The 23,449-nt window shown below is 44.3% G+C and carries 16 protein-coding genes; 15 read left to right on the top strand and 1 reads right to left on the bottom strand.

The features are described 5' to 3' along the window. The first annotated feature begins 35 nt into the window (after nucleotides 1-35). Together BQ7394_RS13985 and BQ7394_RS13980 are read left to right on the top strand one after the other, a co-directional pair. A complete protein-coding gene (locus BQ7394_RS13985; RefSeq protein ID WP_075557998.1) occupies nucleotides 36-2,411 on the top strand; it encodes an ABC transporter permease in 2,376 nt (791 codons plus the stop codon). Nucleotides 2,412-2,568: 157 nt separating this feature from the next. Further along, nucleotides 2,569-4,929, top strand: coding sequence for an ABC transporter permease (locus tag BQ7394_RS13980; RefSeq protein WP_075557997.1), 2,361 nt, complete (start codon nucleotides 2,569-2,571; stop codon nucleotides 4,927-4,929). 113 nt (nucleotides 4,930-5,042) lie between these two features. On the opposite strand, the gene BQ7394_RS13975 is transcribed toward BQ7394_RS13980, so the two are convergent. Then, nucleotides 5,043-5,288 (bottom strand): RNA recognition motif domain-containing protein, encoded by a 246-nt coding sequence (locus BQ7394_RS13975; RefSeq protein ID WP_028727320.1) that lies wholly within the window; start codon nucleotides 5,286-5,288, stop codon nucleotides 5,043-5,045. Between the two features lie 322 nt (nucleotides 5,289-5,610). On the opposite strand from BQ7394_RS13975, the gene BQ7394_RS13970 reads away from it, so the two are divergent. The 13 genes from BQ7394_RS13970 to BQ7394_RS13910 all read left to right on the top strand — a co-directional run bounded on the left by BQ7394_RS13970 (nucleotide 5,611) and on the right by BQ7394_RS13910 (nucleotide 23,446). Further along, nucleotides 5,611-9,027, top strand: coding sequence for a glycoside hydrolase family 2 protein (locus BQ7394_RS13970; RefSeq protein ID WP_075557996.1), 3,417 nt, complete (start codon nucleotides 5,611-5,613; stop codon nucleotides 9,025-9,027). Between the two features lie 664 nt (nucleotides 9,028-9,691). After that, a complete protein-coding gene (locus tag BQ7394_RS13965) occupies nucleotides 9,692-10,606 on the top strand; it encodes a tyrosine-type recombinase/integrase (protein ID WP_075557995.1) in 915 nt (304 codons plus the stop codon). Between the two features lie 473 nt (nucleotides 10,607-11,079). Continuing rightward, a complete protein-coding gene (locus tag BQ7394_RS13960; RefSeq protein WP_235848747.1) occupies nucleotides 11,080-12,489 on the top strand; it encodes a DUF3575 domain-containing protein in 1,410 nt (469 codons plus the stop codon). Nucleotides 12,490-12,502: 13 nt separating this feature from the next. Further along, nucleotides 12,503-13,417: a DUF5119 domain-containing protein gene (locus BQ7394_RS13955; protein WP_075557993.1), complete on the top strand. Its 915-nt coding sequence runs from the start codon at nucleotides 12,503-12,505 to the stop codon at nucleotides 13,415-13,417. 34 nt (nucleotides 13,418-13,451) lie between these two features. Further along, nucleotides 13,452-14,375, top strand: a complete 924-nt coding sequence (locus BQ7394_RS13950; RefSeq protein WP_075557992.1) for a fimbrillin family protein — start codon at nucleotides 13,452-13,454, stop codon at nucleotides 14,373-14,375. Between the two features lie 37 nt (nucleotides 14,376-14,412). After that, nucleotides 14,413-15,336, top strand: coding sequence for a fimbrillin family protein (locus tag BQ7394_RS13945; RefSeq protein ID WP_075557991.1), 924 nt, complete (start codon nucleotides 14,413-14,415; stop codon nucleotides 15,334-15,336). Between the two features lie 32 nt (nucleotides 15,337-15,368). Further along, nucleotides 15,369-16,349 (top strand): fimbrillin family protein, encoded by a 981-nt coding sequence (locus BQ7394_RS13940; protein WP_075557990.1) that lies wholly within the window; start codon nucleotides 15,369-15,371, stop codon nucleotides 16,347-16,349. A 29-nt stretch (nucleotides 16,350-16,378) separates the two neighbouring features. Next, nucleotides 16,379-17,353, top strand: a complete 975-nt coding sequence (locus BQ7394_RS13935) for a fimbrillin family protein (RefSeq protein ID WP_075557989.1) — start codon at nucleotides 16,379-16,381, stop codon at nucleotides 17,351-17,353. Between the two features lie 55 nt (nucleotides 17,354-17,408). Further along, nucleotides 17,409-18,836 carry a fimbrillin family protein gene (locus BQ7394_RS13930; protein ID WP_075557988.1) on the top strand — a complete coding sequence of 476 codons (1,428 nt, stop codon included), beginning with the start codon at nucleotides 17,409-17,411 and terminating at the stop codon, nucleotides 18,834-18,836. A 7-nt stretch (nucleotides 18,837-18,843) separates the two neighbouring features. Next, the gene (locus BQ7394_RS13925) at nucleotides 18,844-20,004 is read left to right on the top strand and encodes a fimbrillin family protein (protein ID WP_082211926.1); all 1,161 of its coding nucleotides are present in this window, start codon (nucleotides 18,844-18,846) and stop codon (nucleotides 20,002-20,004) included. Between the two features lie 24 nt (nucleotides 20,005-20,028). Further along, entirely contained in the window at nucleotides 20,029-21,156 is a 1,128-nt protein-coding gene (locus tag BQ7394_RS13920) for a fimbrillin family protein (protein ID WP_139317711.1), read from the top strand. A 70-nt stretch (nucleotides 21,157-21,226) separates the two neighbouring features. After that, nucleotides 21,227-22,309 (top strand): fimbrillin family protein, encoded by a 1,083-nt coding sequence (locus BQ7394_RS13915; protein WP_139317710.1) that lies wholly within the window; start codon nucleotides 21,227-21,229, stop codon nucleotides 22,307-22,309. 54 nt (nucleotides 22,310-22,363) lie between these two features. Then, on the top strand, nucleotides 22,364-23,446 hold the full coding sequence (locus tag BQ7394_RS13910) for a fimbrillin family protein (RefSeq protein ID WP_075557984.1): 1,083 nt from the start codon (nucleotides 22,364-22,366) through the stop codon (nucleotides 23,444-23,446). Nucleotides 23,447-23,449 lie beyond the last annotated feature (3 nt).

The following is a 23,449-nucleotide window of genomic DNA, read 5'->3' as shown; positions in this document are numbered from 1 at the left end:
GACAACCTTAAATCGGAATAATAATTTGGGTGTATATGAAAACTATTTTAAGGAACTTCATCAGCGTACTTCGCCGTTTCAAGATGGCGACACTTCTGAACGTATTAGGGTTAAGCATTGCTTTTACCGCCTTTATGGTGATAATGATGCAGGTGAATTATGACAACACATTCGACTCCTGCCAGCCGGAGGCCAATTCGATCTATCGGATGGATATGGATTTCCAGGGGAGTATGAGTGCGGTTATCAGCCGTCCGTTTGCAAGGGGATTTACGGAATCTTCTCCGCATGTGAAAGCCGGTATGATCATGTCTTCCTGGAACTCCGAGTTGTTTTATAGCGTGGAGCAGGGAGGAGAAAGACAAAATTTCAAAGATCCTGTTGTAAATACGACATCCGGGATTACCCGTGTCTTCCATTTTGATATGGTGGAAGGAAATGAGACAGCGCTTGATCAACCGGAAACAGTTATAATCCCTGAAAGCATGGCACGTCGCCTGTTCGGAAATGAATCGGCCATAGGTAAACGGCTGATGAGCGCAGAATCTGAAAATACGCTGGCTACGATCAGCGGTGTCTTTAAAGACTTCCCCCGTAACTCGTCTGTCCGGAATATTATTTACCGGCAAATGTCCGATAAAGAAAATTACAATGAGTATGGTAACCAGAATTATTTCTTTTTCTTCCGTCTGGACGATCCTTCCAACATGGAAGTTGTTAAGGATAACTTCAAAAAGAATTTCGATGCCTCCCAGCAATTCGGGAAAGATTTCAAGTGGGAGAAAGACGGCATCGAGCTGTGTTTAACACCACTGCCTAAGTTGCATTTCCTGACGAATGTTTCTTTCGACTCCATGCCGAAAGCCAGCCGGCAGACAATGCATGTGCTGTTTGCAATCGCTTTTGTCATCCTATTGATTGCCGGTATCAACTTTACTAATTTCAGTACTGCTTTGACTCCGATGCGTATCAAGAGTATCAATACACAGAAAGTATTGGGAAGTCCTGATAGCGTGCTCCGGACTAGCTTGTTGGCGGAAGCTGTCATTGTAAGTATCGTGGCTTATATTATTTCGTTGGGTTTGCTGTTTGTTGCCGGACATACTTTTGTTGCATCCCTGGTAGATGCCGATATGTCTTTTTCGGTGCAGTCGGGTCTTATCATCACTACGGCTGTTATTGCGGTGGCGGTAGGCGTATTGGCTGGTATCTATCCCGCCTGTTACATCACATCTTTCCCGCCGGCGTTGGTTTTGAAAGGCTGTTTCGGCTTGTCACCGAAGGGGCGCGTGCTTCGAAGCGCGCTGGTAAGTATCCAGTTTGTCGCTTCATTTATCCTGATTATCAGTTCTCTGTTCATGTATCTGCAGAACCGGTATATGCAAAATACTCCTCTGGGATACGATAAGGACGAACTGATCGTGATTGAATTGAACAGTAAAGTCAATAAAAACCAGAGCGTCCTGACCAGCGAGGTGAAGTCGTTTTCCGGAATAGAAGATATCACTTATGCGGAACAGGTTCTGTCCAGCCGTGACTTTTATATGGGATGGGGACGTATATATAAAGACCAGGATATCAATTTCCAGTGCATCCCTGTTTCTCCTTCTTTCCTGCGTGTGATGGGAATCGAGGTGACAGATGGCCGTGATTTCCGTCCCGAAGATGATTTGAAAGAGAACGGTTGCTATATTTTTAATGAGAAAGCCCGGGAGATGTATAATCTGGAACTGGGAGAGAAGATCGATGGCGATGAGATTATCGGTTTTATTTCGAACGTCAAATTCGCATCTTTCCGTAATGAAGTATCCCCGATGACTTTTTACGTATGGGGTAAATACAGATGGGGACAGGAGGTCGACAGTAAATATTATGCAGCCGCTTACGTAAAAGTGAAGGCGGGCAGCGATTTGCGGGCTGCCATGAAACATGTGCAAGCCTGTTTAACCAAGATAGATCCGATTTATCCTTTCAAAACGACCTTCTATGATGAGATCCTGCAGCAGACCTATGAAAGGGAATTGAAGATCAGTAACCTGATCACCTTGTTCAGTGTTATTGCGATCTTTATCTCCATTGTCGGTGTATTCGGCCTGGTTGTATTCGAGAGTGAGTACCGCCGGAAAGAGGTGGCTGTCCGTAAAGTATTGGGATCGTCTACTTCCCAGATATTGTTCATGTTCAATAAAGGCTATCTGATTATACTTGCCGCTTGTTTTGTCTTAGCCGCGCCGGTCGCTTTCTATGGCATGTACCGCTGGCTGGAAAACTTTGCTTACCGCACTCCGATGTACTGGTGGGTATTCTTGCTCTCTTTTATCATCATATCGGCCATTACTTTTATAACTGTTACATTCCAGAACTGGCATGTAGCAAACTCTAATCCGGTAGATAGCATGAAGACGGAATAAAAAGCTTCTATATATTTTGGTATCAATGTCTAATAATTATACATGAGTGTCTAATTATTAGACATTGTTATTTTATATGATTTATGTAAATGCTTGATATATAGTTGAATGTATTTTTGGCATGTATTTTGGATGGTAAAAGGAAAATACAAATAATATGAAAACGATATTAAGAAACTTTCTGAGTGTGTTGCGGCGTTTCAAGATGGCGACTTTTCTGAATGTAGCCGGGTTGGCTGTCGCTTTTGCTGCTTTCATCGTTATTTTGATACAGGTCAACTATGAACGTAGTTTTGATCGTTGCCATCCGACTGCCGATCGGGTATATCGCCTTGAATTAACCCAGACAGGAACTTTTGGATTGATCCTGCCCCGTGCTTTTGTAGAGTCGGTTATCCAGTCGTCGCCCCATATCGAAGCGGGTAGTTTGATCTATCCCTATAACCCTGCGGTCTATTTTTCTGTTGTGGAGAACGGACAGAAGATCGGTTACCGGGAGTTGGTACAAACTTGTCATCCGGATATAGCCAGAGTTTTCGATTTCCCGATTATTGAAGGGGACCGTGATTGCCTGAATGATCCGGAAAAAGTGATCCTGCCTGAGAGCATAGCCCGTAAGATGTTCGGTAACCAGCCGGCTGTGGGAAAAGCACTTCATGCGGAAGAAAGTGTACAGACAAAAGATAACCGTGAATTTACGATAGGAGCGGTCTATAAGGATTTCCCAGGTAATACTCAGATGCGTAACCTGATCTATACAGCTATCGGTGAAACCTATCAACGGGATAATTTCGGAGCTAGTAATTATGTTTGCTATCTGTTACTGGATAATCCTGAATCGGCACAGACCGTAGTGGATAACTTCAATGCCAACTTTGACTTCTCCAAAGTAGATAAGGGGGAGGATGTACGTATCAAACTGACTCCGTTGACAAGTATCTATTATATGAATGAGAGCCAGGACGGAACGATCTTCCGGAGTGGGAATAAGGAGGTGACCATGTTGCTGTTCTTCATCGCTTTATTGATTATCATTGTTGCTGCTATCAACTTTACGAACTTCAGTACATCACTGACACCGATGCGTATCAAGAGTATCAATACCCAGAAAGTATTGGGTAGCCCGGATGTCGTATTGCGTCGTGCCCTGCTGGCGGAAGCTGCCATCATCAGTATGGTCTCCTGGCTGTTGAGCCTATTCGTTGTGTGGATATTGGGACGTACGGAAGCCTTGCCTTTCGTGGAGGCAAACCTGGCAATAATAAACAACCTGCCCGTTATATTACTGACCGGCGTTGTAGCTTTGTTTACCGGGATCATTGCCGGGTTGTATCCGTCATGGTATGTAACCTCTTTCCCGCCGGCATTGGTATTGAAAGGAAGTTTCGGACTTTCACCTTCCGGGCGCAAATTGCGTACGGTTCTGATAAGTGTTCAGTTTATCGTTTCCATCCTGTTGATCATCGGCGCCAGCTTTGTCCGCCTTCAAAACAATTATATGCGTGGATATTCTTTGGGATTCGATAAAGATCAGATCGCTATTGTCCGTTTGAGCGGAGAGATATATAATAAGTCGCACGAGACGTATGTGAACCGTTTGAAAGAATATTCGGGAATCGAAGATGTGGCTTTTGCCATGGAAAAAGTAGGTTCTAAGGATGGTTACAGCACCAATGGCGGTTATGTAAAGGAAAAAGAGTTCCAGTTCTTCATGATCCCTGTATCAGAGAATTTCCTGCGTGTCATGGGTATTCCGGTCGAGGAAGGGCGCGATTTTTCGCCTGCAGACAAACTGTCGGAAGATTTTGTGTATATTTTTAACCATGCGGCTAAGATGGAAATGAACATGGAAGCCGGTGATCAGATAACATCGTGGGTAACCGGTCGTATTGTGGGCCTGACCGGCGATGTGAAGTTTACTTCGCTCCGTAACGGAGAAAATAATATCGCTTTTGTGACAGGAAAGATACCTTATCCTATGACTGTTTCTTATATCCGCTTGAAAGCCGGAACGGATATACGCGGTGCCGTCTCCCATATCCGTAATACGATGGCTGATATAGACCCGTCTTATCCGTATGATATCGAATTTTATGATGAGATATTTAACGAGTTATATCATAAGGAAGAGAATCTGCGCAGCCTGATCACGGTATTTAGTATACTGGCCATTATTATATCGCTTGTAGGTGTCTTTGGATTGGTTGTATTCGAAACCCAATACCGCCGGAAAGAGATTGGGATCCGTAAAGTACACGGTGCGACGAATATGGAGATATTGGAGATGTTGAACCGCTCGTATATTTATATTGTCATGATTTGTTTCGCACTGGCTGTTCCGGTTGGCTACTATGGCATAAAGAAGTGGTTGGAAAGTTTTGCCTATAAAACACCGATATATTGGTGGGTTTATTTACTTGCACTGGCGATTGTATTGGTTATAACTATTGGTACAGTTACATTCCAGAGTTGGCGGGCAGCCAATGCAAACCCGGTAAACAGTTTAAAGTCCGAATAAGAAACCGATCCCCAACATATAATGGCTAACGATCGGGTGAAGGTATAAAACAAAAAAGGATACTCATTATGAGTATCCTTTATACTGATATATATTAAAATAATGTCAGTCGATTAGTTTCTGGGAAGTGCTTCTTTTACTACCATTGCACGGCCTGCATATTCTGCTCCGTTCAATTCGTTGATAGCTTTCTGTGCTTCAGCATTGTCCGGCATTTCAACAAAAGCAAAACCTTTTGATCTTCTTGTGTCACGGTCGATGATTAATTTAACAGAATCAACTGTTCCATACTCTTCCATAACTTCTTTTAAATCTGATTCCCTAACGTTATAGCTAAGGTTTCCAACATACATGTTCATAAATATAAAAATAAAAAATTAATAATAACGGCAACAGATGGTCAATATGCTTTCAAACCTCTTGTTGTTCGTGGCACAAAGGAACGGAAACTATTTGGATAATGCACCATGGTTCTCCATTATTATTTAATAAATATATCTTTTTTGTGAAATAAGGGCATTAATTAATGGAATATGGACTGTTGTTATCGAACCCGGTTCCGTTTTATCCAAGTTTCTTTTGGATTTGTTCCTTCTTCTCTTTTAAACAATCGGCTTGCTGTAAGAGCGGATTGGGCGGAACTTTGTAATATTGCACTGGAATAAACAAAATAAAAACGGAATGAATAACCTTGAACGATCCAGGCACAGAAAGCCTGTCCTGAGCACTTTGATATTGTTACTCTCAATTGTGGCAATGAGTGCACAAACGAGTAAACTGCACCTGGTTGCAGCTAATGATTGCGGTGTGGACGATAAGCAGCCGTTTCTGGTAAAAGGTGACAATTATACGATGCCTGACAGGATAAACGGAAGTCCCGAAGCAAAGACATGCAACTTCGGTGGAACTATCATCTATGCTTTCGACCGGATGGATATACAAGCCGATTATCAGTTGGAAATCGTTTATCTGGCTGATAGCGAACGTCACCAACGGATCGTCGCTGATGGAAACGAGGTACAGGCACCTGTTGTTCTCGAAGCCGGAAAAGAACAGCGGTATAAGATCGATCTGCCGAAGAAAGCGTTTGCGTATGGCCAGTTGGTACTGATATTTGAAGTACTGAAAGGGCCGAATGCTATTGTGTCGGAGTTGAATCTCTATTCATCCAACCCGAAGAAACCGCTCCCGTTCGAAGGCGAACAAAAACAGGCGTTGATAAATACCCGTACTTATCAGATAGATACGGAGGTAGATGCGGAAAAGCATTTGCCTGTCTATGCGGCAATACCATCCAGTGTACCGGGTGTGTACGATCCGGTACTTTCGTTAAACGGAACATGGTTGTTCAATCCGGCACCGGAAGCAGACTTTTATACCCGTAAAGCGGATGATAGCTGGAGTCCGGTCGTGGTACCCGGACAATGGTCGATGCAAGGATTTAAAGTAGACTCAGCCGGCTTTGGCGGTTACCAGAAAACATTTATCTTGCCCGCAGATTGGAATGGTAAGCAAGTGAAGTTACGTTTCGATGGTGTATCCAGCGAATGTATGGTCTGGTTGAATGGGAAAGAGATAGGCTCTCATATAGGAGGTATGACCGCGTTTGAATTGGATGCTACACAGGCTTTGCAGCCGGGCGAAAACAGTTTGACACTGAAAGTCCGTAGCGAATCCCTGGCTGATATGCTGGGAAGCCTGACGCAGTATGCCGCTCACCAGATAGGTGGAATTACCCGGAAGGTGACTCTTTTAGCCGTACCGGATGTACATATTTCAGATTTGCGTATTGTGACCGATCTGGACGACCGGTATGAAGATGCAGAACTGAAAGTTTATCTGGCTGTAACCAATGCCGGAAAAGAAACAGAGAAGAACATAGCTGCACGTCTGTCGATAACCGGACTACCCATTGTTTTGGATCAGGAGATACCCGTGCTGGCTCCGGGAGAAACCTGGACGGGATGGTTGACCGGGAAAGTGAATAATCCTAGGAAATGGGATAACGAACATCCTTATTTATATTCGATGAAAATAGAGTTGGGTATCGATGGCATTACAACAGAACAGATAGGAAAACGTTTTGGCTTCCGCGAAGTGGAAGTGAAAGGTAATCAACTACTGGTGAACGGAAAGGCCGTTAAATTAAGAGGTGTTTGCCGTCATGAAGCTCATCCGCTGACCGGGCGTGTACTGACTCCTGAACTGACACGGAAAGATGTGGAACTCTACCGCGATGCCAATTGTAACTTTATCCGTACCTCACATTATCCTCCTTGCGAAGAACTCCTGGAGTATTGCGACGAACTGGGCATGTTTGTAGAGGTGGAGGCCCCGGTTTGCTGGATCGGACACCATGCGAACGAGAACTGGAAGACACTCGATTATCAGGATAGTAAATATTATCCGTATGTATTACAGGCCAATATGGAGACAATCCAGTTTTACCGTAACCATCCGTCTGTTATTTTCTGGTCGATGGCCAACGAGTCTTATTGGAACCGGGAGTTTGCCCAGGTAGAGGTGTATGTAAGAAAGGCCGATCCGACCCGTCCGCACACATTCCACGATCAGGCATACGGCGGTTTTAATAATCAGGGAAGTACGGCTCCGATTGCCAATATCCATTATCCGGGACCGAATGGGTATAAGGTTGCCGCTAAGAGCGAACGCCCGATGGTGTATGGTGAATACTGCCACTTGAATGTATATAACCGGAGTGAATTGGTGACAGATCCCGGTGTGCGCAGCGACTGGGCACTGGCATTGTCACCGACATGGGACATGATGTATAAGACAGCCGGTGTGCTGGGTGGTTCCATCTGGTCGGGAATCGACGATATCTTCCAGATGCCGAACGGGGATGCAGTCGGTTATGGCCCGTGGGGACCGATCGATGGTTGGCGACGTCCCAAACCGGAATATTATGATATGAAAAAGATATACAGCCCGGTTCGTGTACATACGGAAAAGTTATCTCCGGCCGGTGAACTGATTGTCGATTTGGAAAACCGGTATACTTATACCGATTTCAATGAGTTGCAGATTAACTGGAAGTACGGGGTGGAACAAGGTGTCTCCTTTGCTTCGATTCCTCCCGGACAACTTGGGCGAATACAAATTCCGATAGAGAATCCGGCCGAGGCAAACGAACTTTATCTCTCGTTTACCGATCCGCGTGGTTTCGTAGTCGATGAATATATTATTCCGGTGGGTAAACAGGTGCAAAACGAGTTACCTGAATTATTGCCGGTAACCACTCAGTTGAAGAAAAGTGCCGGTAAATATTCTATTACCGGTAAGAATTTTACCTGCGAGGTGAGCCGAACAACCGGACAGATCCTTTCTTTGAAACGCGGCAAACAGGAAATACTGAGCGGTGGTCCGTGGTTAATGGCTCTGCCATTGAATGGTGGTGGTTGTTATCCGAATCATAATGCCAATACTCCTTTGTTTAACGATATTTGTACGGAATGGAAAGTGGTCGAGACAGATGCGAAAAAAGTAGCAGATGATGTCGTTGTTTCCGTAAAAGGCAGCTATAAAGAATTTGAAGGTAGCTATACCCTGCATATAAATGCCAGTGGAAAGATTGCCGTAACGTATTCGTTCAATGCATTGGCAGACGTTAATCCCCGGCAATGGGGACTGGTTTTTGAGGCTCCTATTTCTTTTAATAAGACTTTCTGGCGACGTGATGGGCTGTGGAGTGTATATCCGGAAGACCACATCAGTCGTCCGGTAGGGGAGGCCGACCTGTTTTATTCAGGACTGCCGTCGCATATCGATCCGAGAGTAGAGCCGGCCTGGTCGTGGAGTATGGATTATAATGAGCTGGGAAGTAACGACTTCCGTTCTACCCGCAGGAATATATGGTATGCCGGCCTTGTCTCCCCGGACGGAAATAAGGTGACTATTATTTCCGATGGACAGCAACACTGGCGTTCATGGTTAGAAAAAGACCGTATCCGTTTCCTTGTTGCCGATTTTGTAACCGCCGGTAACGAAATGTTCCTGGACAGTTATTATGCCCCTTTCAGGAAACCCTTGAAAACGGGAGATAGGATTGAAGGAACGATAAGACTGCATGTGGAGTGATTATTGATTAATCACGAATTACGATCAAATTGTCATTTTGTCAATAATCCCCTGATTTCTAGGCTCTGTACGTGAGCGTGGAGGTTAGGGGTTTGTTATATCCGTCTGAGCCGGAGTTAAGAAATAGCGTGTTGAGCCTGTTTATTATTTTATAGTGACATTTGGTAAGAGGGTAAAGAGATCATTGTAATGATTGTCGGATGTGCGATAGTTAAGATAGGTAATCGATTTCGATCTGTCAGTCGGAAAATGACTGTTCGGTCAGAGCTTCCAGCATGCTAATTAGATGATTTTGTTGTTTCGGGAGGCTGTTTTTCGTGGTTCAAACCTTTTTGGGCGGAGTGTTAAAAAAATGATTGCAATGATTTGCTGATTTTATTGTGATAAGTGTCGGGAGTTATTGCAATGGTTTACTCAAACTATTGTGATGATTAAAAAAATGATTGTGATGAATTTGGGGAAAGAATAAAATAGAGTAGGAAAAAGACCATATATAGATCTGAAATACCTCATCGAAGGAGATTTGCTGTTGTCTAAAATTATAAAATTAGGACTTTATGAAAGATAAAAGCGGCTTTTTATTGTCTTTTTGTAATCTGAGGTGAATAACTTTTATCCCCAGCAATTGTTATATCTTTGTTTTTTCTTTAAAAATTGAAATAGTATGAAAAACAAAGTGTTTTATGAAGAAATGAAGCGACAGGAGCAGGAAAAACGTTCTCTGGGCAACGAGAGTACGGCCGACTTGTACCGGGCTGTGCGAAACCATTTCAAAAGCTTCAATGGCGGTCGGAAACTCTCGCTGAAAGCGGTTACCCCTACTATGGTACATAATTTTCAGGACTGGTTACGTAAGAAAGGGCTGCGAGTGAATAGTGTAAACAGTTATCTCAGCAATTTTCGTGCGATGTATAACCGCGCCTGCTTGGGGTGGAAAGGGCGACCGAGCGAGTCGCCCTTTGCGGGTATCTGTTTAAAACGGGAGGATACGCAAAAGCGGGCTGTGCCGGTCGACGTGATCAAAAATATCGCTTCGTTGGATTTGAAGGATGAGCCGGAGAAACAGCAGGCTGCCGATGTGGCGTTGTTTTCTTTTATGGCTTGCGGTATGCCTTTTGTGGATATCGTACATCTGACGCAGGATAATCTGATAGAAGGTGGTAAAGTGCTGTCTTACCGCCGTCAGAAAACGAATGTGCTAATCCAGATGGAAGTTTCTCCAGGTATGCAGTTGCTGGTCGACCGTTACAGCCGTCCCGATACACCGTATCTTTTTCCTATTTTGCCGGAAGGTGCCTCGCACGAACAGTATAAGTACTGTCTTGCGACCGAAAATCGTTACTTGGATCAGATTCGTATCGAACTGGGATTGGTGGATCCGTTAACTACTTATGTATTCCGTCATGCATGGGCTTCTGAAGCTTATCACCGCGGGATACCGATTGCTATTATTAGCCAAGCTCTCGGACATTCTTCTGAAAAAATGACGAGTATTTATCTTACTGCTTTTGATGCTGATAAGGTAGGAGAGGCTAATAGCTTAGTAACCAAAGGAATAGAGAATATACTCCGAGCGTGAGAGATTACCTTATTTATGTAATAAGGTAAAATATCCTTTTTTCGTCTCATTCACAGACTTTTAGATCATGTCTAAATAGAAAAATGTGATAAAAGACTCTACAAACATAGAAAGAATGAGAATGAAAAACAAGGGGTTCTTATTCTTTTGATAAAATAAACATATTTATTTAACATAAATTTACCAAATAGCCTGTTTTTAACTAATCCGATGGGTATTTTCCTTTGGCGATATATAAAACGGGGTGGGGTTGCCATCTCTTTAATATCCATTGGAAAAAAAACGTTTTCATTGCTGTTTGTTTTTTCCCGGAAAGACCTTTAAAAAGACTTCAATCCTCTCTTATTTGTGACCTGAAATGATAAAATACCTCCTCTAAAGAAGTTGTTTTTTGTGTCGATGCCTTATTACATAAATAAGGGTAAAGAAAATAAGAAACAATGATAATTAAACCGAGTGTTAGAATGCATGATATGAAACAACGAAAATCCAGAAGGATAGTAAAAACTGTACTTTGTGTGTTTTTACTTTGTAGCTTGTTAGTGCCGGGAGTAAATGCTCAGATAACTAGATCTTATACGAAAGCGGAATCGTTTCTGTACTCTTTTGTTGAAGAGAAGGATTTGTTTCTGGTCGATTATGGTGATAATGCCTATTATCTTCAGCGTATGAATGAATCGCTGACAGCTTCACGGGACCAATTGCTTCGAAACACTTATCACCTGTTGATTGTAGCTCATGTAAATTCATATAATTATACGGATGATGCAGTGGTGAATGAAGCATCCCTCCGTGCCAGTCGAATACGGGCCTATCTTAGGTCGAAGCTGAATATACCGCATGAATGTGTCGCTTTCTATATTGACCGTAGTGGCGACTATATCGATCAGGTTCATGTTTATCAGGTTCATGCTCCGTTACCGTGGTTTGCCAATCAGGAGATAAGTTGTAGCGAAAGCCGTTATCCGAATGCCGTAGCTGATGCTGTTAAACGTTATGGGGCTGTACCTTATGTAGATATGTTTTCGCGGGGTAGTTCAGGTGGCTATGAACGTGAAATTTATGTGATAACCGATCCGTTATTCGATCGTTCCGAGTTGGATGATTATCGGCTGGCAACTGTAGAAACGGGACGGATCATAACAGCAGAACGTCAGGTACAGAAGCAAATGATCCGGCAAGATCTGCCGGAGGAAGAATTTATGGAGGAAGAAGCAGCACCGATAGTTGTAAAACGAAAGTCTGCCTCTGCGAAACAGTCGTTACCTAAACGGAAGAAACCGGTATCGGGTTTGATGGAACAGGGACTGGCCATAAAAACAAATCTGCTTCCCTGGGCAACGATAGCTCCTTCTATGTTATTGGGAGTAGGTGACGAACAGATTGTTACCGGGGCATTTATGCCGAACCTGGAGGTGGAATATTATTTTGGCAGACGTTGGTCGGTGGCGCTGGCCGGTATGTATGCCGATTTTGCATATAAAGATAAAACGAAAGATCATTGGGCGATATCGTCTGTTACTCTCTCTCCAAAGGTCTGGCCGTTAGCAGTCGATGAATATCGTTGGTTGAATACCGGGTTATTTTTCCAATATGGGGATTTCGATGTAAGAGGAGATCTGATCAGTAAGGCTTCGGATAATCTGTATGGTCGTACGGGGCGGTTTATCTCGTTGGGTGCGTCGGTGGGCTGTCTGATTCCGCTTGGTGCCGGTTTTTGTACGGAAGCGAGCTTGTCTGCCGGTTACCGCTCAGTTTATGATGGCAAGAAATATCGTTATGATAATGTAGATGCAAAAAACTATCTGGAAACGCGCTTCTCGTCTACAGGTTTTATGCTTGGCTTCAATATTAGTTTAGTGTATCGTTTTCAAATCAGATAAAGGGAAAGCTAAGATGAAAAAACAGCAATATATACAATGTATAGAAGTCGTAGCGATCGTATGTACAGCCTTTTTGACGGCTTGTACATACCGTCTGACCGACGAGGACTGGGCGAAGAATGGAAAAATCCGCTTGCTATTGAACTGGCAGGATAAAGATCATCCGTCTGTTATGACTTATTATTTTTATAAAGACGGTGCCGATCGTCCGATCATTCGCCAGGGACAATCATCGGGGTATGAAGGGACGTTGCCATCAGGTAATTATGAAGTGGTGGTTTGTACGGCTGAAGATAAAAGTGTGTTGCTTGAGATGGATAATGGGTATGCAGGTGCACGTGGAATAGCCCGTCAGGTATCTGCCATGAAATCATCGGATATACAGGTGGCTCAACCCGGTTATTTGTATGGTACGGGAGATGAACTGTCTGACATTGGAGGATTCAGGGCGGTAACAAAGGAATTGTTTCCGGTGAACCTGGTAAGAACATTGGAGCTTAATATTAAAATAACAGGTGGGGGAGAAGACCGGATAGAGAATTTGACAGGCCTGCTCACCGGGATTTCATCCGAAATCCATATTCCTACCGGAAAATTGCTATTTGAGAAGTCGGCTTCCATGGCTTTTGGAACACAGCCGAATGCAATAGGAATTTACAGTTCTTCCCTTAACCTGTTTGGAGCCTCCGGATTTAATAAAGGCAGTTATACTGACATCGATCTCTATTTGACGTTGAAAACATCTGATGGAAAGGAAATTACTTCGTTTGCGAATATTACGGAAGCGATTAACGATGCTTTTGAAGCAACACTGGCTGTTCGTATTGTTCTCGATCTCGAAATAGCATACGACGAGATTAATGGCATGGTCGTTACCAACATTGGCTGGAAGGAAGGGACAGGCGAAGTCGATGCTCCCGGTAATTGATATGTAATAAAGAATATATATAATGTATAGGGGAATGGATTTTAAATATGGAATGTTGCATAGTATGATGTTGCTTTACCTGTTGGGTGGGGCGGCGGGATGCTCGGATGACAATAACTCCGGACAGGTGGATGTTAACCAGCCTGAAAGTGAAAAAGAGCTGATACTTCATTCTTATGCTGAAAACTTCTCAGGGGAGGTATCGGTCTATCCGGATTCCGTATTTTTTGTCAAAGGGAATGAATCAGGGAAATATCAGGAGGTTTGGAAAGCATATATAGGAAAGAATGGTAGTACTACCCTTACGGCACCAAAGTATTATCCGGCTGATAACAGCCTTATTTATCTCCGCGGATTTGTACCGGAAGGAAGATTGGCCGATCGTATGACTGTTACTTATCCAATGGACGGACAGCAGGATATTATGGTGACTGAAGAACAACATGGTTGTCTGACCGATATGTTTTGGCAGGATACGAAATCCTTTGAGTTCGTGCATTTGCTGACGCAGCTTCGTTTCAGGTTGCGTCTCGACGAAAAAGGGATGACCGACGGCTGGAAGCTACGTACGGTAGTTATAGACGGCGTAAAGCAGAAAGTCACCTTGTCTCTGGCTGATAAGTCTTTGTTGTTCAGTGGAGACAGTAATCGGATAATGGCAGTGAACCGCCCCCGGGATATGTTTCAAAAGCTCGATACAGCCTGGACGGAGATACCGGAAACGGTTATGGTTCAGCCGGGAGTTCCTCTTAGTTTGACAATCATGCTGCAAGACAGCCTGGAAGACCAGAGACATTATAGACAATTGCCGATTGTGTTTCGTGAAGAAAATAACCGTTCTGCACCCGGAACTTCTTATCTCTTGTCTGTCACGATCCGAACAGACGGGACTACCTCCTTATCAACTTCGGTAGTGGAGTGGAAAAAGGGGAATAACGGAATTGGCGTTATAGATTGAATGGAACAAACTAGTATTAATTATTATAACAAAAAGTATGAAAAAAGTATCTCTGTATGTAGCCTTTTTGGCTACTTTACTATCTGCTTGTTCTTCTAACGATGGGGTGCCGGATAGCTACGAGTCTGCAGAAATCAAGGTGGGTGCTACTGTTAGCGAAGCTGTCACCAAAGCGCCGGTAACTACAGGTGACAAATTTACTGCTGCTATCACTGCTTTTGAAAGTTCGGCTTATCCTGTCTGGACTGCTCAGCCGGCCTGGCAAAACACAATTACGTTGACTGCTAGTCAGGAGAGTTCCGGGAATTGGGTTCCGTTGGATAATTCGAAAGTATATCCGAATGGGGGAAATGTGTATATGGCTGCTTGGCATCCCAACATCCCATCTGAGAATGGTATCGTACAGTTTAATAAAACTGGTACGGAAGATGTGATGTATGGCGGGATCGTATATGGTAGCAAGCAAACCCCTATCTCTTCTCCTTTTACTTTCGGTCATAAGCTGACGCAACTTAATTTCCGTGTGCAGGCAACAGCCGAATTTTTACGTAATAACATCGATAAAGCCATCTCGAAAATAGAAATCATCGACGGGCAGTACCCTTCTTCGATGACGATTGCTGACGGAAAGATCGTTTATGAGGACAAATCGGTAAAACCTGAGGTTCCGGGGATTGCCCAATATGTGTTGACCTCCAATCTGGAAGCAGTAGGCTCTCCATTGATGATCGGTTCGATGGATGCTCTGAAAATTAAAGTGTATTACACTGACGGAAACAGTAGCAACGAGATTACAATAAATAATGTGTCTGATGGCAAAACTCCACTGGATGTGAAAAAAGGCTATGCCCATTCGATCAACCTGATATTTCAGGGCAGAGATGAGATTGTGATTGTGGCAACCGGTTCTGTCAGTGACTGGAAAACCGGAGAAAGCGGTAACGGTACGATAACAAATTGATTATAGTATATAATTTATAAATACCTGTTTTTATGAAAACAAACAATTATTTGATAATGGGCTTACTTGCCACTTTTTCGTTGGCAAGTTGCAGTAATGATGAAACAGAAGCCGGTACATCGGCAAGTGCGGCTATCGAGGTCAGTGCCGGATTGGCCGATGCTGAAACAAAAGCAGTAATTAACTCCGGATACGATAAGAAGCTGGATGTAATGTTTGGTTATCTGCAAGGCAATGGGAACAGTTTTACGAACTGGTATGATGGAACTCGTATGGCCGGTGAAGGCAACCAGCTCGTTACTTTCGGCGAAGAAACATTGACGTATGCTTCTTATGCAAGTACGCAGACGAAAATGGTCGGTATATATCCGCGTCCGGTAGTAAATGGAAATGTCTCTTCTCCGATCGCTTACACTATCGACGGGGATATGGATCTGATGGCTACCGAATGTCAGACTGCCGATAAGGATAATCCATTTAAGCCTTTTATTTTCAATCATAAACTAACCCAACTACAGATCAAATGTGTGGGATCGACGGAAGCGATCAAGTCATGGGGCGATATTAAATCGGTAAAGGTGAATGATCAGCCTGTTAATCTTAAGCTGAACGTGCTTCCGGCCAATGTTGAGACGACTCTGGAAATCAACGGTAGTGTATCGAAGCAGTCATTGTCTTTTTTCAACTGTCCGTCGAAGATTGTAACGGCAAAAGAAGAAAATCCTGTGATCGGTTATTGCATGATCTATCCGGAAGAAAATCTGGGTACTCCTTCTTTACCGATTACGCTGGATGTGCTGACTGCCTACGATGGAACCAATCCTGATAATCCCCGTCAGATGAATACTGCTAAAAAGATTACAATCAACAATATCCGTGAAGGAGTGAAGGAAGGATATGCCCACCTTATCACTTTGATCTTTTCGTCGGACGGTGAGATTGTAATTGAAGCCGATATTGCTCCGTGGAGTCCGGGAAGCAGTACGAGTACGGTAGTCAAACCGGGTAACTGATATTGAAACTTTCAAATAAATAGTAGGAGATGAAAAATATATATCCGGCCTTTTTATTGTTGGCTGTCTTGTCTGTGTCGCAGGGGTGTTCGGATGATCCCGCTCATGAGGATCTGTCGAAAGCCTTGCATCTGGAAGGGACGATCGGTACTTCCACCCGTGCGGTGATCAACTCCGGCTATGAAAAGGATCTGGATGTTTGTTTTGCCCGTAGCGACCAGGGGAGTTTATGGCACCAACTGTCGGCTGTGCGAATAGGTGGAATAGGACGGACTCCTATTGTTTTTACCGAGCCTCAGTTTTATCCCGACGACGACCGGGAAGTCCGGTTAAACGGATATTATCCCGGTTTCGGATGGACGGGAAACGTACAGGAACAGCCAATTTATACGATAACCGACGGTTCGACGGATTTGATGGCAACAGGTTTGCTTTGCGGATCGTATTCGAAACCGGTTACGACCTGCATGTTTCGTCATTTACTGACGCAGTTGAAATTTGTTTGTTTCAGCGACCAGCCGGATATGTGGGGAGCGATTACGAAGATAGAAGTACAGGATATTCATCGACAACAGACGTTTACTTTGTCTGATAAAATACCCGTTTTGTCTCCAGTGGAAAGTTCGGCGACATTTTCGCTATCCTCTATTTGTACAAGCGAAGACAAGAGATTGGAGCTATATAGCGGTTCACCCGGTTCAATCCCGGAATCATTGGTTGTGCAAGACAGTATTCTGGTTCCTACGCAGGAAGCAGGAACCGAACGCTATCCGCTGATTTTGCATATTACGACTCAAAAGGGAGGGATTGGGATAGAGAAACCGGGTGGTTACCAACATACGGCAGCTCTTGTAGTAAAAAATGCGGATACCGGTGAAAGTGGCGTGCAAGCCGGATTTTCGCACCGGGTGGAGATGTCTTTTACCAATAGCGAAATAGAAATAGTAGCCGTCTCGGTAGAACCCTGGACTGCGGTTGAAATAGATGAACCTATTCCACTTTAAAGGCAGAATATTAATTAACAGGATCCCATTAGAGATCCACCTAATAAAAACAAAGATGAAAAAAGAATTGACTTGGGTGGCCATGACCACCTTTTTAATGGCAGCAACCAGTTGCTCGCAAAGTGAGATCGATAACCCGGTAGATCAGCCGGTCAGCAAGCCTGTGACATTAGGCGTAAATGTCGGAGTAAACAAAACGAAAGCGGCCGTAACCGGAACTGCGATTACGTATGATGACAAAAATTATGCAAAAACGGCTTACGGCATCGGTATTGTTGTCACTAATGCTGAAGTATCCGGTTATTATGCGGCAACAACGGCGAATTTTCAGATCGGTTATGACTACACGGCTCCGGGTTATGATATTTGCTTTATGGGAGATGCTGCCGGTTCGGGTTGGAAGGCTATAGAGGTGGCTACATTTCCAACTAGTAGTACTACAGAAAAAGTAAAACCTTTTTATCTGGACAAGAACCCCGGAAAGATTTTTGCCTATTATCCTTATGATAAAGCAGCAAGTAGCGGCCGTAAGAAGGCGACTATTGCTGACGGAGCGGTTACTTATCCGGTTGCAGTTTCTGCTACAACTGCAACTCCGATAGATGGATCGGTTGCTAATGCCGCCAAATCGTTTGCTACATCCTGGGCGGATAATAAGACCAAGAATCCGGTGAATATATCGACTGACGAAATCGATTATTTGTATTTCAGACCGGATGATGGTTATGGACGTTTGGTAAACAATGGTTCCAATCCGGGTGCCGATGGTGTTGTTACGGCTCCTGCCAGTCCGAATAACACGGATGAAACGAATCCGGGCAATAGCATCGCATTGTCGATGAAGCATGCGCTTTCTATGGTGACATTCCGTTTGTACGATAAGGATCTGGTAGCGAAAGCTCCCACAGGGACAACTCCGAATGCTTCGACATTAGGTTCGGTTGCCTCTTTCAAAATCTCGAATGTAACACCGGGTAGCGGTGTATTCAAAGTAGGCGATGCAACAATGAAAATAAGTAATGACGATGCGACAGCAACGGATGTTATCAATACGGAGACTGCTACAGGAGAGGATCTTACCCGTACATTGAAAGATTATTATCTGATCAGAGCGCGTGCAACCGGTTCTAAAGATCCGTTCGGAACTGCGGAAAAGGCGTCAAAACTTACTTACTTGTACACTGCTCCGGAGGTAGATGGTCGTGCTGCGGCCAACTATATCAGTACATTGGTTTATCCGATCGCAGATCTGGCAGAAAATTCGGTAAAAGTGGAGTTCCAGATTGCTGAGCCGAGTTCAAGTAATACATTCCCGTTGGAAGCTATTTTACCTGTACCTACGGATGCTGATGGTAATAGCGGTTGGTTACCCAATAAAAACTACATCTATACTTTCAGTGTGTCTAAAAAAGGCCTGAGCGTTGTCGATGTGAAGGTTGCAGATTGGGAATCGGTTGAAATAGATGAAGTAATCGATTTATAATAGCTGAATGAATACGGTTAAGCAATTATTTAAAAGGGGGATGGTCTTTTCTCTGCTTTCGGCGATCTGTTGGTCATGCAGCATGCCGGAGGTGGAGGAGGGGCCGGACTCCTCCTCCGGTAATCCTTCCGGAGCAAAGGAGGTAAAGATGCAGGTTAATCTGGGTTTTGTCGGGACAGAGGTTACCAGCCGTGCTATCTATGACGGTGTGGGAACTTCGGGTGTAAACAATATCGGTAAGGTTTATGTGTCGCTGGCTTCTTTTGCCGATGGCAAATATGCGACTTATGCAAATAGCAGTGTGTCGGCAACCTATACGGCTGCCGAAAAAGAAGGAGGTACGTCGGGAGAATTAACCTGGAAGGCCGACAAGGATATTTACTTGAATAACAACAAAGCGGTCGTTTTCGGTTATGCGCCTTTAGAAGGATCGGATGCGTTGTCGGGAGCTCCTTCGATAACAGATTCGGATGTGACGGTGGCAGGTCTGGTGATAAAAGCCAGTCAGACTTTCGATGCGACCGATGTGAAACGTAACACCTGTGACCAAACAGATTATTTGTTTTCAACGAATTCGAGCGTTCGGGCTACTCCGGTGCAGGATACGGTTAGTAAAGCCGACAGGCAGACTACCTTATATATGCATCATGCATTGGCAAAAGTGTCGTTTAAAGTGAGGAAAGGAAAAGGGCAACCGGCGGTAGATGACAATGACTTTGTCAAAAAAATAAAGTTGTTTTCTACGGCAAAGGATTTTCCGCAAGGTTCGGGAATGACGATGAGTCTGGTAAACGGAGCATTGAGTGGTGGAACGCCTACCGATACCTTGTTTTTCCTGGCTGAAACAGGGAAAGGCAAGCAGTTGGCTGTGTATGATGAAACGGACGGTTTCAAAAACGTCGCTCAACAGGTATACGGACTGGTTGCTCCTCTGACAAAGGAGGAGAAGGTTATGGCAATGGAACTTGTTATCGGCCCCAACGATGCAACAACCGACAAAGATCGTATTTACAAAACGGGTAATGCGCAGACGAAACTGAAAGTGAACTGGGAACGGGGAAAAGAATACATATATACTGTAACGATTGCCGATCAGGTGTTGGATGTAAACCTCGTACAAATTGTTGATTTTGAATCCGGAGGAGAAGAAGATTTCCCGGTCGATTAAGTAAAATAATGAATGAAAGGGAAAATGATGAGAGCAAATAAAAAAATAAAGAGAACTGGCCTGGCTGTTGTCCTATTGGCTGCGCTGTGTGGATGCAACTCTGTTGAGATAGATACGGGAGGAACAACCGATCCGATGGGTGGTGCTACCGGTATCCCGCTAAGTGTCAATATGAATTTCAGTGGTGCAACCATCGCGACAAAGTCTGTTTACGACAAAGTCGGCAATGGAGCCGGCCAACTGGGGGCTGTCGGGGTATTGGTAGCGGCTAAAAACAACTCCGGCGAATTTGTGGCTTATACAACAAAGGAAAAGGATTCGTATAAGCAATATAATATAAATATAGCAGATACGGATACCACCTGGAAGGCGGCAGATCAGATTTATCTGAATAACAATAACGGGGCTGTATATGCCTGGGCTCCCGTAGCGGGCGATAATGCATTATCATCTACTCCGGTTATAGCCACCGATAAATTGACAGCGACGGGAGTGACCGTGGTAGCCGCTCAGACTTTCGATGTCGTGAGCCAGTCGGCTTGCAGTCAGACAGACTATTTATATGCTACAAAATCAGCTACGGATGCAGCTCAACAAACTGTTAATAAAACGGACTTCAAAGCTAATTTATTTATGCATCATGCCTTGGCTAAGGTGAGTTTTAAAATCATGAAAGGGAAAAATGACCCGGCTCCGGATGAGAACGATTATGTAAAGCAGATCGAACTGACCAGTAAAAGCAGTCGTTTTTTGACAGCTTCAGGTGGGACGATGCAGCTCACGAACGGAACTTTGGAGGGTACATCGACTGTTGCTAAGCTGACAATGTCGGCTGTTGCCGGAAAAGCGGCTCAGGCGGTTAAGTATGCAGATAATTATGATGGTATAACTGCCCAGGCTTACGGTTTGGTAGCCCCTCTGCCATCGGCCGATAATGATTTGAGCGTGAAGGTGACACTCGGTTCGAATGATGCGAAAACGGAGAAAGACAGGTCGTATCAGACCAAAAACGACGATGAGGTAACTTTCCAATGGGAGAAAGGGAAAGAATATACATATACAATTAATATATCGGATGTTGCGCTGGAAATCGTTTCTGTAAAAATTGTGGATTTCGGCACCGGAGGAACAACAAACTTACCGGTTCAGTAAGTTGCATTCCGTTCAGGGCAGGCGGGGAGCGATACCCTTCCTGTTCACAAATAAAAAAGAAGAAAATAATATGAAATATCTGGTAAACATATCTGTCGGGATTGTAGCATTATACGTCTTGTCCGGGTGTTCGGTGATGGAGACTGATGTCCTGGAACCGAATAAGGAGGAGCGAGTACCGTTGGCTGTGAATAACGTCGGGGTGTCGACCAAAAGCATTTATACCGGTATCGGGACCGGGATGAATGAATTGCAGCGTATTGGTGTGGTGGTGACAAATTCTTCCGGTGATTATTATGATGATACGAATCAAACCCAGTTGTTTTATTATAACGGATCGACATGGGGTATGAAGAAAGACACGCTTTTCCTGGCTGACAGGAGCGGAACTGTGTATACCGCTTCCGTCCCTTCCGATAGTGAATCGTTTAATGTCTCCCTGACAGCAGGAATGCCGGTTTTGAGTGGTACGATATCAGCCAGTCAGACCTGTACGCCACCTACAGACGATACAACACCGCTTTCGGACGTCAGCCAGTATGATTATTTGTATGGAGTAGAGCCGGGTAGTGCAAGTAATCGTCCGTCTGTTTCGCATAAGCAGAATACGGTTTCATTGGAGATGCGCCATTTTCTGGCAAAAGTGAGTTTCAGGTTTATGAAGGCAAATGGCCAACCGGTACCGGATGCAAATGATTATGTGAAAAAGGTTATTCTGAAATCTACGGATGCCCCTTTCTTTCTGGCAGGTGGCACTTATAGCTTTAATTTAGGGAACGGAGAGGTGAGCGGTAGTTCTTCCTTGTCCGGCGAGTTGACGTTTACTACGAAAACACCTCCTTCTGATTTACGGCAGGTGGATGTTTATACTGCCGATTATGCCGGTTTGGCGGCTAAAATGTTCGGACTGGTAGCTCCTGTATCGGAGGTGAAAGGAACGATCAGCGTCTTGTTGGGGGCAAAGGAGAATACAACCAACGATCGTATTTACCTGGCGGAGGTTTCGACTTTCACCTGGAAATCGGGTAACCATTATATCTATACCCTTCAGGTGACCGATGCGGGCTTGCAGATAAGTAAACCACAGGTAGTGGGATGGGAAGAAACGACATATACCAAACCTATCCAGCCTGACGGTGTAACTCCCAACTGACTGTAAACGAATAAGAAAGAAACGAAGAACAAAAAATAATAAAACTATAGTAATATGAAACAGATCATTTATAACGTATGTACCGTTCTGGCCGTTTGTTTGTCGGGGTGTTCTATGATAGAGACGGATGAGGCAGATAATGGCGGAGCTCTGGTTGCTTTGGGGGTAACGAATGCCAGCCTGGAAACAAAGAGTGTATATACGGATGTTAGCGCCGGAACGACCGATAACATACTGAATAAAATAGGAGTAGGGGTAACAAGGGAAAATAATGCTTCCTGGTATGATACAAACGCTGTCAAGCAATTGTTTACAGCAAAATCCGGAACTCCTGTAACCTGGGCAGCAGAGGGTGATCCTCTCTATTTGAATGATACCGAAGGAACCGTTTATGCCTGGGCGCCATCTACCCAAGAGGCTACATTGACTGCCGGTTCTGCCCCCAAACTGGCCGGTGTGACATTTGCGGCTGCACAAACCTTCGATTTTACGGACCAGGGGGGAGTAACAGACTGGAATACGAGCGAGACGGATTATCTTTATTCCGATCCCGTTACCAAGATCAATAAAAATAACTCATCGGCAGCGTTAAATATGAAACATGCTTTATCGAAAGTCAGTTTCCGCGTGATGAAAGCAAAAGGATTTCCGGCTCCGGGCGATCGTGATTATGTGAAAGAGGTGAAACTGACGTTTAAAGCGGATGGGGGTAAAACCGGCTTTACCGGAAAAGGGGATATCGCACTGAATACCGGTGATCTGACGGCTAGCGATGAAGGTCGTCTGGCGACAGTTACACTCACCCCTAAAGAAATTACTGCCTGCAGGCAAGTGGCAGCTTATGAGGAAACCGGTTCCAATGCCGATTTCACATCGGTTCTTCCTCATGCTTTTGCATTGGTTGCTCCCTTTGGTTCGGCTGATAAGGGAAAGTTGGATGTCTCAGTCAAAGTCGGTACGAAAGATGACGCAACCTATGATCGTACATTTACCACAACCACGGCTACGGATTTAAACTGGGTGAAAGGCAACCATTACATTTATACAGTCTTGCTGACAGAAAAGGCGTTGACTATTTCAAGTGTTACACTTGTTGGGTGGACAGATAACCTGAAAGACCCGGTAGCTGCCGAATAATGC

Source organism: Parabacteroides timonensis (genome assembly GCF_900128505.1).
Taxonomy (GTDB): domain Bacteria; phylum Bacteroidota; class Bacteroidia; order Bacteroidales; family Tannerellaceae; genus Parabacteroides; species Parabacteroides timonensis.
Note: the sequence above shows the minus strand (reverse complement) of the source record. Positions and strands in the feature narration are given on the sequence as shown.